At 50.5% G+C, this 15,781-nt stretch carries 13 protein-coding genes; 8 read left to right on the forward strand and 5 right to left on the reverse strand.

All coding sequences use genetic code 11. The features are described from left to right. Window positions 1-4: 4 nt before the first annotated feature. Complete coding sequence (locus GK091_RS14060; RefSeq protein WP_164039164.1) at window positions 5-3,103, reverse strand: SusC/RagA family TonB-linked outer membrane protein; 3,099 nt, start codon at window positions 3,101-3,103, stop codon at window positions 5-7. 332 nt (window positions 3,104-3,435) lie between these two features. On the opposite strand from GK091_RS14060, the gene GK091_RS14065 reads away from it, so the two are divergent. Further along, the gene (locus GK091_RS14065) at window positions 3,436-4,194 is read left to right on the forward strand and encodes a DeoR/GlpR family DNA-binding transcription regulator (RefSeq protein ID WP_164039167.1); all 759 of its coding nucleotides are present in this window, start codon (window positions 3,436-3,438) and stop codon (window positions 4,192-4,194) included. A gap of 146 nt (window positions 4,195-4,340) precedes the next feature. Continuing rightward, a complete protein-coding gene (locus tag GK091_RS14070) occupies window positions 4,341-4,502 on the forward strand; it encodes a lmo0937 family membrane protein (RefSeq protein ID WP_164039170.1) in 162 nt (53 codons plus the stop codon). Between the two features lie 72 nt (window positions 4,503-4,574). Here the strand turns inward: GK091_RS14070 and GK091_RS14075 are convergent, their stop codons facing one another. Then, on the reverse strand, window positions 4,575-4,886 hold the full coding sequence (locus GK091_RS14075) for a hypothetical protein (protein WP_164039174.1): 312 nt from the start codon (window positions 4,884-4,886) through the stop codon (window positions 4,575-4,577). A 592-nt stretch (window positions 4,887-5,478) separates the two neighbouring features. Further along, on the reverse strand, window positions 5,479-5,850 hold the full coding sequence (locus GK091_RS14080) for a hypothetical protein (protein ID WP_164039180.1): 372 nt from the start codon (window positions 5,848-5,850) through the stop codon (window positions 5,479-5,481). A gap of 387 nt (window positions 5,851-6,237) precedes the next feature. Here GK091_RS14080 and GK091_RS14085 point away from each other — a divergent pair, with 387 nt between their 5' ends. After that, window positions 6,238-6,693, forward strand: a complete 456-nt coding sequence (locus tag GK091_RS14085) for a response regulator (RefSeq protein WP_164039183.1) — start codon at window positions 6,238-6,240, stop codon at window positions 6,691-6,693. Window positions 6,694-6,743: 50 nt separating this feature from the next. On the opposite strand, the gene GK091_RS14090 is transcribed toward GK091_RS14085, so the two are convergent. Further along, window positions 6,744-7,508 (reverse strand): response regulator transcription factor, encoded by a 765-nt coding sequence (locus GK091_RS14090; RefSeq protein ID WP_164039185.1) that lies wholly within the window; start codon window positions 7,506-7,508, stop codon window positions 6,744-6,746. A gap of 223 nt (window positions 7,509-7,731) precedes the next feature. On the opposite strand from GK091_RS14090, the gene GK091_RS14095 reads away from it, so the two are divergent. After that, the gene (locus GK091_RS14095; RefSeq protein WP_164039187.1) at window positions 7,732-8,214 is read left to right on the forward strand and encodes an isochorismatase family cysteine hydrolase; all 483 of its coding nucleotides are present in this window, start codon (window positions 7,732-7,734) and stop codon (window positions 8,212-8,214) included. 246 nt (window positions 8,215-8,460) lie between these two features. Continuing rightward, the gene (locus GK091_RS14100; protein WP_164039189.1) at window positions 8,461-9,423 is read left to right on the forward strand and encodes a YihY/virulence factor BrkB family protein; all 963 of its coding nucleotides are present in this window, start codon (window positions 8,461-8,463) and stop codon (window positions 9,421-9,423) included. A gap of 196 nt (window positions 9,424-9,619) precedes the next feature. Here the strand turns inward: GK091_RS14100 and GK091_RS14105 are convergent, their stop codons facing one another. Next, window positions 9,620-10,504, reverse strand: coding sequence for an alpha/beta hydrolase (locus GK091_RS14105; protein ID WP_164039191.1), 885 nt, complete (start codon window positions 10,502-10,504; stop codon window positions 9,620-9,622). A 381-nt stretch (window positions 10,505-10,885) separates the two neighbouring features. Here GK091_RS14105 and GK091_RS14110 point away from each other — a divergent pair, with 381 nt between their 5' ends. The 3 genes from GK091_RS14110 to GK091_RS14120 all read left to right on the forward strand — a co-directional run bounded on the left by GK091_RS14110 (window position 10,886) and on the right by GK091_RS14120 (window position 15,780). Next, a complete protein-coding gene (locus GK091_RS14110) occupies window positions 10,886-13,006 on the forward strand; it encodes a bifunctional aldolase/short-chain dehydrogenase (protein ID WP_164039193.1) in 2,121 nt (706 codons plus the stop codon). Window positions 13,007-13,017: 11 nt separating this feature from the next. Continuing rightward, window positions 13,018-14,292 (forward strand): TIM barrel protein, encoded by a 1,275-nt coding sequence (locus GK091_RS14115; protein WP_164039195.1) that lies wholly within the window; start codon window positions 13,018-13,020, stop codon window positions 14,290-14,292. Between the two features lie 87 nt (window positions 14,293-14,379). Next, window positions 14,380-15,780 (forward strand): FGGY-family carbohydrate kinase, encoded by a 1,401-nt coding sequence (locus GK091_RS14120; RefSeq protein WP_164039197.1) that lies wholly within the window; start codon window positions 14,380-14,382, stop codon window positions 15,778-15,780. Window position 15,781 lies beyond the last annotated feature (1 nt).

A 15,781-nucleotide genomic window follows, 5' to 3' on the forward strand; every position in this document is an offset into this window, starting at 1 on the left:
GTCATTAGAATTTTACGATGAGGTTCAGACCATAACTTCGGGTGCGGGGTAAGCCCAGCGATTCGAAACCCTGGTTCGAGCTGTTGGTGAAGCTCTGCTCCGGATCAAAATTGTCGGTCTGTTTGTAGAGGGTCAAGAGGTTCCGCGCCACAAACGAGATGCTGGCCGATTGCAGACGGACGAACTGAATGGCACTGACGGGAATGTTGTAGCTGAAAATCACCTGACGCAGTTTCACAAAGCTGCCATCGTGCAGGAACAGTTCCGTGTAGTTTTTGTCGTTGTCGTAATAGGTACGCAGGTTTTCTTTGGCGATCGTTTTGGTGTAGGCATCTCCGCTGGCCGTTACGCCCGTTACGGTTAGCCCATTTTCGCGACCATCGAGCGTGCGTTTCAGCTTGCCCATCCGGTTCGCATATACTTCCAGTACCGAAAACACTTTATTACCAAATTTGCCGTCGAGCAGTACGTTCAGCGAGAAGTTCTTGTATTTGAACTCGTTAGTCAGCCCCATCGTCAGTGGCGGAACGCCTTTGCCCAACTCCTGAAGGGCCGATTTCTGGGCAAAACCCGTTGTTGGATCGTAGACAATATTGCCATTGGCATCGCGAACGCGGGTCGTTCCAACGATGGTGCCGTACGAACGCCCTTCGATGGAGTTGATGTAGGCCCAGTTACCCACCGACGTAGCCATCTGCATCGAACTGATTCCGTCGGCCAGTTTCACTACTTTGCTGTCGTTGTAGGCAATGTTGTAGCTCACGTTCCAGCCGAAATTCGACCGCCGGATCGGGTTGACGGTTAGCAGGGCTTCGAGACCCCGGTTGTTCAGTTTACCGACGTTCAGGTACACCGAGTTGTAACCCGATGTTGGCGAAATGCTGGTCTGTACGATGTCGTTCGTGGTAGCCCGGTTGTAGTACGTCAGGTCAAGGCCCAGTTTTTTCCCGAAGAACTGAAGGTCCATACCCACCTCAAAGGTCGTTGAGGTCAGTGGTTTCAGACCCGCGTTGGTGATGGCATTGCTGGTTACGTTCTGAAGCGGCTGGCCGGAGCTGGGCACCATCGAATAGGTCAGATTGATCACGTAGGGATCGGGCGTTGCACCGCCCACCTGCGCCCACGACGCGCGCACTTTCGCATAATCGATCACGCGGGGCAGTTGAATCGCCTGTGACAGCACAAAACTTCCGCCAACGGAGGGGTAGAAAATCGTGTTATTCTGCGGGCTCAATGTCGAGAACCAATCCTGCCGACCCGTCATGGTCAGAAACGCAACCCCTTTGTAATCCAGATCGACCGAGCCAAAGGCTGAGTTGGTTTCCGTACGCTGGTTGAGCGGAATCGTGCTTGTCGTGGCGAGGTTGGTGGAGCTGTAGAAATAAGGGATAATGAACGTTTGTCCGCTCGTATTCAGCTGATTGTAGCGGAAATCGCGCCGGTTCAAACCCGCCAGTGCCGACAATCCGAAGTGGCCGAACGTCGTGTTGTAGTTAGCCGTAAGCATGCTGTTCGTTTCGCTCACGTCCGTCTTCAGCTGCGAATACTGTCCGTTCGGGATGTAGCGCGTGCCGGTTGGCAGAATGTAGGTGTAGTTATAGTTGTAAAAATCGCGGCTCGCCGTCCCTTTCACCGACAGGTTTTTCAGGAGTTTGTAGGTCAATCCAACCTGACCGATAAAGCGGTTTTTAGAATCGTCCTGCTTGAACTTATTGACGACGAAGTAGCTGTTCGATGCAATATCGGCATCGTTCCACGCAATTTCATTGCCGTTGGCATCGTAGCCGGGACTCAGCCAACGAATATCGGACGTGTTACCGATCATGTAGGGCGTCCAGTTCGGGTTGCCCAGGGCATCGCCCGCACCCGTCTTGTTATGGCCCGTTTCAAGTGTATACTGCGCCAAGGCTTCAATCGTGATGCGCTCGCCAAAGGCACCGTTCACGTTCAGGTTACCGGTTTTGCGGTTGTAGGTGTTGGTCGGCAGAATTCCTTTGGCATCCAGATCGGACAGCGAAAACCGATAGTTTACTTTCTCATTACCACCCGTGAAGGCCAGCGTGTTCGTAAATGTCTTGCCAGTTTGGTAGAAGTTTTTGAGGTTATTTTTCTGAGCCGTGTACGGGTGTGTCTTCCCGTCAGCCGCTACGAAATCAGACCCGTCGATCTTAGCGCCCCACGAACGACGTCCCCAGGCAATACCCTGCGCCTGCGTTGTCGGCTTGGCAGCGCCATCGCCCTGACCATACTCATACTGCCAATCCGGAAAGACAGCTACGTTGTCCATCGTAAAGGTCGAATTATACTCAACCCCGATACCGCGTTGCGCTTTGCCTTTTTTAGTCGTGATCAGAATAACACCATTGGCCGCCCGTGAGCCGTACAGAGCCGCAGCCGTGCCGCCCTTCAGGACACTAATCGATTCAATATCATCGGGATTGATACCCGCGATCCCATCCCCCCGGTCAACGTTTCCCTGACCACCGTTGGGTGTCGCGCTGCCGCCCGGCACCGTATTGTCGATGGGCATACCGTTGATTACATAGAGCGGCTGGTTGTCGCCGGTGAGCGAGCCATTTCCCCGGATAATGATCCGGCTTGAGCCACCGGGTCCGGTTGATAAGCCGGTTGCGTTTACCCCGGCAATTTTGCCGGACAGCGCGTTGGCAACGTTGTTTTCACGAGCCTGCGTAAATTCCGAGCCTTTCACTTCCGAGACGGAATAAGCCAGCGCTTTTTTGTCTTTGGTGATACCGAGCGCCGTCACCACGACCTCCCCAAGCTGGGTGGCGTCTTCTTTCAAGGCCACATTAATAACCGAACGGCCAGCTGCGCCAACTTCCTGCGCAACAAAGCCGATGTACGAGAAAATCACCGTTGCCTGTGGTCCCGACAATCGAAGGGTATAGTTCCCCTCGCTGTCCGTCACGGTTCCTTTGGTCGATCCTTTTTCCACAATGGTAACGCCGGGCAGCGATGCGCCATCACCAACGTTCGTCACCTTACCGGAAATCGTCTGAGCCATTGCGGGGACACTCAGCAACAGGAATAACGTTAAAAGCTTGCCCAACCGAGCCTGCCAGGGTAGTAACGTACAGTTCATAGAGATACTACTTTGAGTGTTGACTTAATAGGTTAGTACTTTAAAAAGGGGTCAGATTGCAATTTTTGCAATCTGACTCTGCAAATTTTGCGCAATATAACTACCTAACAACGTCTTTTGCAAATAATATTTTATTTATATGCTTCATATCTCCAGAATATATGCAAATTGTACGTTTTTAATTTAGTTTATATAGGTAATTCGAAAAATTTGCGAACTTCACCGCAATTAATACGGCATAATTTGCACACTGAACAAAAGTCGATTCGCTACTGCGTTAGATTCAGTCCTCTTTTTACTTTTACATTGAATAACTGATCTTGGATCACCCTATGTCAATTGCTTTTTTAAAGGACGAGCGTAAAGAACTGATTATAAAGCAGGTAAGCCTTCATACCCGAATGAGTCTGACTGATCTGGCCGCTACGCTGCACGTTTCGGAGGATACCGTTCGACGAGACATTAATGATTTGTCTGATGAGGGCAAGCTGATCAAAATTCGCGGGGGAGCGATGTCAAAGGCCTATCATCACTCGTCGCAGTTGCAGGAAACGTACGCGCACCAGAATAAACTGACGATTGCCGGAAAAGCCCTGACGCTACTCCACGATGGCATGTTAATTCTGATGGGCGGTGGCACAACCATCCGGGAATTTATCAAGATGATTCCAACAGACCTGAAAGCAACGTTCATTACGGTTAACCCTCTGACGGCGGTTGAGCTGCTGGACAAGCCAAATCTGGAGATCATTATGATTGGCGGGCAGATTTCCCGGTACAGCCAGATGAGCGTTGGCGGGGAAGTTTACCAGCGCTTGTCGGAGCTAAAGGTTGATCTCTGCATTATGGGGACGAACGCCATCGATCCCAAAGAAGGGCTTACCGATTCGGATTGGGAAACAGTACAGGCGAAAAAAGCCATGATTCGGGCCGCTCACAAAGTTGCTATTCTGGCCATATCCGAAAAGATGAACAGTGTCATGCGGATGAAGGTCGCCGATCTGAGCCAAATCGATTATCTGGTTACCGAACTCCCCGCCAACTCAGTGCAATTGGCACCCTACAAAACCGGCAAAACCACCGTGCTGTAACCGGCCGGCAGTAACCTGAATAAATCAGCATATGTAATACTAACGATACCATTCCCTCAAGTTTTCAGCCATAGGAGCCTCCAATGCAGTTTATTGGTCAGTATCGCCTTTAATTATCAACTTAAGCTTCTTATCATCTTACCGACATGGGAAATTTACTGTACACCATCGCTGTCATTTTAATCATCATTTGGCTATTGGGTTTTCTTGGATTCGGTAGTTTTGGTATGGGTGGTCTGATTCACATCCTGCTGGTTATCGCTGTCATTGCCATTATTTTACGCCTGATCCAGGGTCGAGGTATATAACAGCTCAACCCGCAACAACGCAAAAGCCAGCATCCGACGGATGCTGGCTTTTGCGTTGTTCAACAGATATGTTTACCGGTCAGTGCTGAGCCAGCGTGTTCCATTTTTATCAATCGTATTCTGAGCTGATGCCATCGTGCGCTTCATACCGTAGACCAGCTTAGTAACCGAATGACAAATTTTATAGGCTGTTCGTTGTCCCTTGATGCTATACGTATTGACTTCGGCCTCCTTGCACTCGTTTATGAGGTGCGGCTCAATAAGGAAGTCCTTGTAACGAATAGCCATACCTAACGCCTGATTTCTCGATTTATGTTGCTGGGAACTGCCTGCGTTGACAATAACCAGGGTCTGATGATTCTTGAGTAGCTTACTGAACTTCATGTTGAACAGGTTAATGGCTCAGAAAATAAGTCCCCATATCCACGAAACGGTTAACCAAAATAAAGAACCAGCAATGAGAAATACTAATGTCCAGGGGCCAACAGCCATTGCTTTCTTTTGGATTTCCATTGTTTAGGTCGTGTAGCGAATGATGAGACAATGATAATCGAAACGGGCCACAGCTAAAAATAACCTAAGTATTTATAACTATTTTTTAATCTAAGTAAATTTTTGGTTAGAAAGCATTTTTTCCGACTTAATACATTACCTGTCAGCAAGTTACAGCTAACTGATAGCTAATGAGGTGAGTACGATAAAACGCCAGGGTCTCATCCAGCGTACTGTCCACAGAGCTACTTATTTTACGCAACCTAACTTCACTGAGTTACGGAAAGTCGGTCATTTATCTAACGATAACTTAAGGTTTTTCTAATCCTCCTCTAATCCGGGCGATCTGGTGAGGGGTTACCTTTGTTTCATTAGTTTAACATGTATTTTTAAGGTAGATAATAAAAAAACGCCAACCCTTCTAGGACTGGCGTTTTTCGTGTTTACGTATTGTGCGTAACCCTATTGGGTGGGTCTGAATGCGCTATTGCTCGTGTGGAAACGTGATTGTGGCGGCTTCTCCACCAGGTTCGACCACTAGAACCCGCACACCGGTTGTTTGCTCAGACGCTGACGCCTGCGGTTCCGTTCCAGTAGCGATATAGTCAATTACCTGCTGCTCATCGCTGAATAAATAACTCGTCACCAATCGCCCGTTCCGGTCGGAATCTGGCCCGTCAGCCGTGTGTTCATTCACAAAAACGAGGTTAACGACCGAAAAATCAGCCGACCGCCTAGCCATTATTTCCAGGGAATCTGACCCGTTCGAATCGTGCTGGCGATGCGTGTTTAAGACGGTGTAGTAGTGGCCAGCATTACCTGTGTTTTCAAGCAGCCAGTTGTAAATTGTTTCCATAGTGAAGCCTTCCGATGTCTTGTTTCAACGATAACGGAGCACAAGCCGCTGCTGTTTTGAAAAAAACGAACGCCAATTTGTAGCACGACAACTCCGCTTCAACCGGCCAGCAGCGTATGCCGATTCTGAACGAAACGAGCCAGCCCAAAACCATGCTATGCCGGTTCTCATGCACTGCCATGCGGTACAGATGAGCAGTGATCAGGCTATGTGTCATGAGTCGAAGACAGGCTGAAAGTACGTTTCCCGGCTTTTTTCACCTACTAACCCAAAAGAAAAAATTGAATTGGCCAAAAGATAAATAAACTACACAAGACGATGCACGATAAGTTCTATTTAAGCAGTATCTTTAATTCTAATTCAATTCACCCAGTTGACCATAGCTCTATGAGTCGTCGCTTAACTAATTTCCGCTTGTTGGTTGTGGATGATCAGGAAGATCAGGCTACACTGACCCAAGGGGCTTTTTTGCAGATAATCCCGACAGCTCAAGTTGTTCGTGTAACAAACGGCGATGAAGCCATTCGTTTTTTGGCCAGCTGCACTGATCAGGAATGGGATTTCCCTCAACTCATTTTGCTGGACCTGTATATGCCCCACCGCGAGGAAGGGTGGCAAATTCTAAATGCGATTCGGGCTTTACCCGCTCCGTTAAACCAGGTTCCCGTTATCATCTTCAGCAGCTCTACTCACGAAGACGATATTCAAATGGCCTACCAGCTTGGCTGCACATCGTATATGGTCAAACCCATGACCTACGAAGAGTGGCTGGATTACTTCAAAGCCCTGAAAACGTATTGGTTAGATACGGCTACATTACCCCGTATGTCGTATACTATGTAGCTAACCCAACACCAGTGATCGGGTAACTAAGCACATGTTTACCCGATCATTTAATTTGCTGCGGGCAAACGCATAACGGTTAACCAATAGTGAGCAAGCTGGTTGATCGTATGAATGAAGGCGGTATTCTGCTCGGGAAGGACAACAACTGAATTCGCCTTACCCTCGTAGCCTTTCTCAACTTCCGATTTGGCTTTCTGACTCACCAGTAAGAGTGTGGGGATCGATGCGGTGCGTGCATTTCCTTTCAATAGCTGTAACGTGGTCAGCAAGCTCATCACCGACTTTCGGGCATCCAGCAGAATCAGGGTCGGCAATTCATGATCGGGCAGTAAGCCAAGCAACTCCGGCAAGCGAACGCCTGCATTCAGGCGGTGTACCTTACAGTCCGGCCACTGGTTTTCGATCGTCTGTTGCAAGAGCGACCCTTTCGTATCATCTTCGGATTGATAAAAGACCGAGCGCGACCGTTTATTCTCGACCTGTTCGATTTTTTCGAGTTTGATCGTAACTGCCGTATGCGCCACCTCAGTCCACCGCCGGCGTCCTACCGGAAGCACTACCTCGCTACTCATGCGGACCGTTCCGGCCATCCGGCGCCGAAGTGGTGCCTGCCATTCCTGAATATACTGCGGGTTAACCAGCGCTGTTTTGTGAACACGAATGAAATGGGGCAGCTGCTTTTCGAAATAGCTTAACGACTTACTAATCAGCTGTTCGCGTCCATCCATGAAATACAACCAGGTATAGTTGTTCGCTCCGGACATGTATTCGATCAACGTCGACTGATCGACGATTTCCTTAATAAATCCCATAAGTCAGTTTACGGATCTTCTGGTGAGTTTGCACACTGGGTGCTCAACTAAAAACTGTCCATCATTTCACGTAGATCATAAATTCTAATATAATGAGGATTTGGTCCCCGCTGTCAAGCGATGACCACAGGATGACGCGTGGACCATACGCTAGATACCAGAAAATAAACGTCCGTTCCGCTTGGTCAACCGGTATCACTCAGGCGTTAGCCCACCTTGACCCATGGCAACGAAAAGCGGAGATTTACGCGGCAACACCCCGGACGCTGCCCCGGTAGCACTGCTTATCATTGATATGATTAATGACCTGGAATTTCCGGGTGGCGACGACTTATTGACGCCGGTAATCGAGGCAGCCAAGAACATTGCCGTCCTTAAAAAGCGGGCCAAAGCCTTGAATATCCCAGTGCTTTATGCCAATGACAATTTTGGCCGCTGGCGCTCCGACTTTACGGAGCTTGTCAATCACTGTCTGAACGACGGGGTTCGCGGAAAGCGACTGGCTGAACTGCTGCCTCCCGAAGACGATGATTATAGTGTTCTTAAACCCAAACATCCCCCTTTCTTTGCGACAACGCTTAATGCGCTCCTAACCTACCTGCAAGTCGAACAACTTATTCTAACCGGTATCACGGCTGATGTGTGTGTGCAGTTTTCGGCCAACGATGCGTACATGCGCAACTATGGTCTGTTTCAGACCAGTTAGACCTGGCCTGTTTACTGGAGCAACCGTCTCCCGTTTAGTCCTGAATCGGTACGCTGTTTTAGCTAAATCTGGCGTATAGGCAACCCGAGGACACAGATACTTTTGGTGCACAAACAGCACTTTTATTGTACTTCTGGCCTAGTTTCGCCAACAACACCCCGCCAGTTGGGTTACAATTAGAGGCCATTGAGCTAAATTGACAGTTGATTAGTAAGACAAGGCAGCTTTCTCATTCACTCAACCGCTATGACAACTAGGACAACTAAGCCTTTTTTTGCCAGTTTATGGATTATTCTAAAAGATTCGTTTAACGGTTTTCTGGATGATCGCTGCCTGAAATTGAGCGCAGCTTTAGCCTACTATACCGTTTTCTCACTAGCTCCGTTATTGGTTCTCATCATCTCATTGATCAGTGTTTTTCTGGGCCAGGAAGCGATCCAGGGAGAAATTTTTTCCCAGATCAATGGACTGGTTGGCAACGAAGCCGCCAAGCAGATCCAGGATATGATCAAGAGCGTGCAATTATCGGGGAAGACCAATAGCGCGCTGGCCATTGGTATCGTCACGCTGTTACTCGGCGCTACCAGTATTTTCGTCGAAATTCAGGATTCGGTCAATCTGATCTGGCGTGTAAAGGCTAAACCGAAACGGGGCTGGCTGAAACTCATCAAAGACCGACTCCTTTCTTCATCACTAGTCGTCAGTCTGGGTTTTTTACTGCTTGTGTCACTGATCATAAACGGGATCATTCTAGCCCTGAGCGGCTTTCTGACGCGCTACATCCCCGAAATCGGCGTATTGATCATTAGTGCAATTAACTTCCTGATCAGCACTACGGTGGTTGCCGTCTTGTTCGGCGTTATTTTCAAGGTCCTGCCTGACGCCAAGATTTCCTGGAAAGATGTTCGGTGGGGCGCTATTTTCACGGCGCTACTCTTTATGCTGGGTCGTTATATCATTGGGCTCTATGTCGAAACGACAAGCACCAGTTCGGCTTACGGAGCAGCAGGTTCGTTGATCGTTATCTTGACCTGGATCTATTACACGGCGGCTATATTATACTTCGGGGCAGAATTCACCCAGGCGTACGCAAACCATATCGGCGTTAAGATCGAGCCAGCCGATTATGCCGTTTATGTCGAACAAACGGAGCGGGAACGCGAAGTAAAGACGATTCCAATCGCTCAGAAAGCGGCTAGCAGCCGGTAAATGGGTGCGAAGCCGGACCAGCGCAACCTAACAACGGGCGGGCTACTTTTTTCTCGGGGAAAAGTAGCCCGCCCGTTGTGTTACCAACGAACCTTCTCATTCACCACGCTCTGGAATAAGGAGAGTCTCATTAGAGATTGTCCAAATTTCTGTTTTGAGGTCATTTTGTCATCCTGTGTGAAATTTAGACTGTCTCTTAAAGGCCTACGAACTTGCGTGTTCCCTGATAAATGACGTTATTTTTCCAGAATAACTGCGTGACCATCGGGATATGTTTCTTACCGGGCAACACGGTGAACGCATGCCTGACGCCAAGATCCTGGAGCCGTTGCCTGAACTTACGGGTACTCTGCGCAATGCTCGGATAGGTACGCTCACCGACATACAGCAACACGGGTGGACAACGGGCGCTGACATGATACAACGCCGACATGGCCCGCCAGACGTCCGGTTTCTTACCGAAAGGAATGAGGTATTTTTCGTCACCGGAATACTCCATTTTTTGCAGATAATCATACATGTCCAGGCCAGCCGGATCGTCCAGAATTGCGCCTTTTATTGGATTTTGGGGGAGACCAAGCCGGGCAAAAAATGGATCGTCGGTAGACAGACTGGCGGCTATACCTCCACCAGCCGAATGCCCCATGACAAAAATCCGGTTCGGATCTCCACCGTATTCAGCGATGTGCTGCGCTGTCCAGAGAACCGCCCGCCCGCAATCATCGACCATTGCCGGAACTTCCACATCGGGTGCCAGCCGATAACTGACAACGACCGCAACGATTCCCTGTTTCGCGAGTCGCCGACCGACAAAACTATAGAGGCTTTTACTGCCGCTATTCCACGCCCCGCCGTGAATAAACACCACCACAGGCCGCGTCTTGGCCGACTCATTTTTAGGCGTATACACGTCAAGGGTCTGCCGTTCGGCATTGAAACCGGGCTGGTTCGCCTGTACATAGGCAATATCTTTCGTCCGTCGGCTGGAGCGGGCAACGGCGTATTCGTTGGCAAAGACAAACACCATAATAAGAACGAGCAGTGTCATCGGAATCTGCCAGATCAATCGGAGAAGCATCATTATCGAAACGTTCAGAAGACTAGAAGCGGGGCAGTTGACAGCCGCTCGCATCTATCAATACATACCTTATATACCCCCAGACTACTGTTTCAGTTTGTAAGGGGTTGTTTTATTTTGAATTTACCCTCCCCCCCGTCCTTTTACCCATACTGAGCGAGGGGTTGGTGAGGGTAAATTCCAGCGCGTATACATTAGTTTTACAGGCGATCGCTCTTTTGTGGTTTGGTCTTTCGTGTCCCTATGGAAATCACTATATTTTCAGAAATACGTCACAAAATAGGACAGTACAGGAAAGCACTTATTTTCGGGTCAACTAGCTTTGGCATCAACTAAAGAGCACAACAACACACACCTGCTTAACAGCAGTCTAATTTGTAAACTATGTCAACGACGACGAAAACGTTTCAGCACGTCAGCTATCTGTGGGACGAAGCCAAAGCAGCCGAATTGGCGGGCGATGAGGTAGGTTTGTTAATTTACCGGTCGAACCTGCTCGGTGCCGACCTGCGGCTGACCAACTACGGTGGCGGCAACACCTCCTGCAAAGCCATGGCCAAGGATCCGCTTACGGGTCAGGATACCGAAGTCATGTGGGTCAAAGGATCGGGTGGCGATATAGGAACGCTCAAACGAAGTGGTCTGGCCGCGTTGTACGTTGATCGGCTTCGGAGTCTGAAAAAAATATACCGGGGCCTCGAATTTGAAGATGAGATGGTCGAACTCTTCAACCATTGCATTTTCGATCTTGCCTCGAAAGCCCCTTCTATCGATACGCCCCTGCACGGCTTTCTGCCTTTTAAACATATCGACCACCTCCATCCCGATGCTGCCATTGCCATCGCAGCCGCCAAAGACGGTAAACAAATCGTTCAGGACCTGTTCGGCGGTACGGTTGGCTGGGTTGACTGGCAGCGTCCGGGTTTCGAACTAGGCCTGCAACTGGAACAATGTCTTCACGACAATCCGGGCATTCGGGGCATCATGCTCGGTTCGCACGGTCTTTTCACCTGGGGTGACACCGCTTACGAGAGCTACGTAAATACGCTGGAAGTAATTGAGCGGTGCGCCGAATACCTGGAGGAAAATTACGGTAAAAAAGGGGCGATTTTTGGGGGAACGAAACTAGAATCACTGGCCAAAGAGGATCGGCTAAGCCAGGCAGCTAAACTGGCCCCGATTCTGCGCGGTTTCTGCTCGAACCAACAGCCCATGATCGGTCACTTCACCGACGACGAACGCGTTTTGCAGTTTACCAATTCGGTAGATCTCGACCGGCTGGCTCCGATGGGAACCTCCTGCCCCGACCACTTCCTGCGTACCAAAATCAGCCCGCTCGTGCTGGAACTGGCCCCCGACGAAGCTCTGTCCGACACGCAAGCCATTAAAGAGAAACTGACCTCGGCGTTCGAGTCCTACCGGGCTATGTACGAGGACTATTACAACACCTGCAAACACCCGAACAGCCCGGCTATACGGGATAAAAATCCGGTTGTCATTCTTTATCCGGGTGTGGGGATGTTTACGTTCGCGAAGGACAAGCAGACCGCCCGCGTTGCCGCTGAATTCTACATCAACGCCATCAACGTGATGCGTGGTGCCGAAGCGATTTCGGAATATACTTCGCTGCCCCGGCAGGAAGCCTTTGATATCGAGTACTGGCTCCTGGAAGAAGCCAAGCTACAGCGGATGCCGAAGCCGAAACCATTATCTGGCCGGATTGCGCTCATTACGGGTAGTGCAGGTGGCATCGGGAAGGCGATCGCCAAGCGGTTTCAGGCCGAGGGCGCGGTTGTAGTGATCAATGACAACGATGCCAGCCGACTAAAAGGGGCCGATGACGAATTCAAGCAGCAGTACGGCAAAGACGCCCACGCAGCAGCCTTACTGGACGTTACTGATGCCGCTACCATCCGGAAAGCGTTCGATACGGCTGCGCTCGCATTCGGTGGCGTCGACATCGTAGTCAATTGTGCGGGTCTGTCCATTTCGAAGCCAATCGAAGAGCATACCGAAAGCGACTGGGATATTCTGTACGATGTGCTCGTGAAAGGTCAGTTCCTGGTCACGCAGGCTGGCGTTGAGGTGATGCGCAAACAGGCTATTGGTGGCGATGTGCTGAACATTGTCAGCAAAAACGCGCTGGTATCGGGGCCGAACAATGCGGGTTACGGTTCAGCCAAAGCCGCACAGCTCCACCTGAGCCGGCTCAATGCCGCCGAACTGGGTAAGGATCACATTCGGGTGAACGTGGTTAACCCCGACGCGGTGATTTCGGACAGTAAAATCTGGGCGGGGGCCTGGGCCGAAGGACGCGCCAAAGCCTACGGCGTAACGGTCGAAGAGCTGCCTGCCTATTACGCCAAACGAACCCTGTTGAACGAGGTTATCCTGCCCGACGATATTGCCAGTGCCTGTTTCGCGTTCGTTGGTGGTTTACTGAACAAATCGACCGGTAACGTGCTGAACGTGGATGGTGGTGTTGCTATGGCCTTTGTTCGCTAAACCCATCGCTTATGCAACTCGAATCCTATCAGATCGCTGACCATAACAATAGTCTTCGGGAACGTCACCAGCGCAAACTGGCGTACTGGACAGAAGAGGTAGCTAACGCCGAAGCGGTTATCGGTAAACTTATCGACTTTCAGATCGCGATTCCAAGCTGGGCACTGGGCACCGGCGGCACCCGTTTCGGGCGGTTTGCCGGTGGTGGTGAACCCCGTTCGCTGGAAGAAAAACTGGCCGATATTGGCCTGCTGCACGCGCTCAACCAGTCGAGCGGGGCCATTTCGCTGCACATTCCCTGGGATATCCCGAGCGATCCGGAGGCCATCAAACAACTGGCCACCCAGTACAGCATTCGGTTCGATGCCATGAACTCGAATACGTTCCAGGATCAGCCGGGTCAGCCGCTGAGCTACAAATTCGGGTCGCTGCAACACGTCGATCCGGCAGTTCGGCAACAGGCCATCGAACACAATATTGACGTCATTCGGCACGGCCTGGCACTGGGTTCCGACTCGCTGACGGTCTGGCTGTCGGATGGTTCCAGCTTTCCCGGTCAGCTGAATTTCCGTAAGGCGTTTGATCGTACGCTGGATAGTCTACAGGCGATTTACCAAGCCCTCCCCGACGACTGGAAAATGCTCGTCGAATACAAAGCCTACGAGCCGAATTTCTATTCAACTACGATTGGCGACTGGGGGTCATCATTGCTGTACGCGACCAAGCTGGGTCCGAAAGCGTACACGCTGGTCGATCTGGGCCACCACCTGCCGAACGCCAACATCGAGCAGATCGTCGCTATTCTGTTGAACGAGAAGAAGCTGGGCGGCTTCCATTTCAACGACTCCAAGTACGGTGATGATGACCTGACAACGGGTAGCGTCAAGCCCTATCAATTGTTTCTGATCTTCAACGAACTGGTTGACGGTCTGGACGCTCGGGGCCTGAATCATGCCACTAGTCTGGGCTGGATGATCGACGCATCACACAACGTAAAAGATCCATTGGAAGACCTGCTCCAATCGGTTGAAGCGATTCAGCTGGCCTACGCCCAGGCACTGCTAGTTGACAGGGCCGCGCTGGAAGAGGCACGGGAAACGAACGATGTGGTACGGGCGCAGGAGATTTTACAGGAAGCGTTCCGCACCGATGTTCGTCCACTGGTGGCCGAAGCAAGGCTACGGGCGGGTGGAGCGCTTAACCCGCTGGCCTTATTCCGGCAGTTGGATACGCGCCAGAAGCTCATTGGCGAACGCGGTACAAAAACCATTGCAACCGGACTGTAAATGATGCAGGATGTAGTAGGTATGATGTATGACTAATTGACTCCGGCCATACATTATACCTACTACATCACATATTAAAACCTACTCATGCCTCAAACGCCAGTTATCGCTATTTTCGACGTTGGTAAGACGAATAAGAAACTGTTTCTCTTCAATGAACAGTACGAAATCGTTTGGGAGAAGACGGCCCAGTTTCCCGAAACAATCGACGATGATGGCGATCCCTGCGAGGATGTGAACCGGTTGAGCGATTGGGTACGGTCGTCGCTGAAGGACGTACTGGCTTTGTCGGAATACTCGATCAAGGCCGTCAATTTTTCAGCGTACGGAGCCAGTTTTGTTCATCTCGATGCGGAGGGCAAACCCGTTGGGTATCTCTACAATTACCTTAAACCGTTCCCGGCAGCACTTCGGCAGCAATTTTACGCGACCTACGGCAGCGAGAGCGATCTGTCCCTGCAAACGGCCTCGCCCGCGCTGGACAGTCTCAACTCGGGGCTGATGCTCTATCGGCTCAAGTATGATAAACCGGCTCTCTTTGAGCGCATTGATTGCTCATTGCATTTGCCGCAGTATCTCAGTTATCTTCTTACGACGAAGTGCTTTTCGGACCTCACCAGCATTGGCTGCCATACCATGCTGTGGGATTTCCAGCAACATGACTACCACCAGTGGGTGAAAAACGAAGAAATCGATCAGATTCTCGCGCCCATTTTTCCGGCTGATGACGTAGTTAGCCCGACCGAGACTTATCTGCCGTATCCGGTTGGTATTGGCCTGCACGACAGCTCAGCGGCACTCATCCCCTATCTGGCATCATTTCAAGATTCGCCGTTCATACTTATCTCAACCGGCACCTGGTCCATCAGTATGAATCCGTTCAATGCCAGTCCCATTACGCCCGAAGAATTGCAGTACGATTGTCTGTGTTTTCTGCAATTCAGGGGGCAACCAGTGAAGGCGTCGCGGCTCTTTGCGGGGTATGAACACGAGCAGCAAACCAAACGATTAGCGGAGCATTTTGCCCTGTCCACTGACTATTACAAAACGGTCGCCTACGACCCGACTATCATTCAATCGCTGAGAACCAACCGGCCCACTTCGGGAACGAATTTCGATCAGGTGAAGAACCCGCCCATGCAGGAGTCGCTGTTCAGACACCGGGATCTAGCGCATTTTCAGAATTACGAAGAAGCGTACCACCAACTCATGCTGGACCTAGTGTCGCAACAGCTGATTTCTACGGATTTGGTGCTGGAAAATTCGCCCGTAACGCGGCTGTTCGTCGATGGCGGATTTAGCAAGAACCCGATTTATATGTCACTGCTGGCAGCGGCTTTTCCGCAAACGGAAGTCTATGCCGCTTCGGTAGCACAGGCTACGGCACTGGGGGCAGCCCTGGCTATTCACAAGCACTGGAATCAACAACCCCTTCCCCGCGAAATTGTCGAGTTGAAATTGTATTCGGTAGACTCTGTAACAATTTAGC

Source organism: Spirosoma agri, from assembly GCF_010747415.1.
Classification (GTDB): Bacteria; Bacteroidota; Bacteroidia; order Cytophagales; family Spirosomataceae; genus Spirosoma; species Spirosoma agri.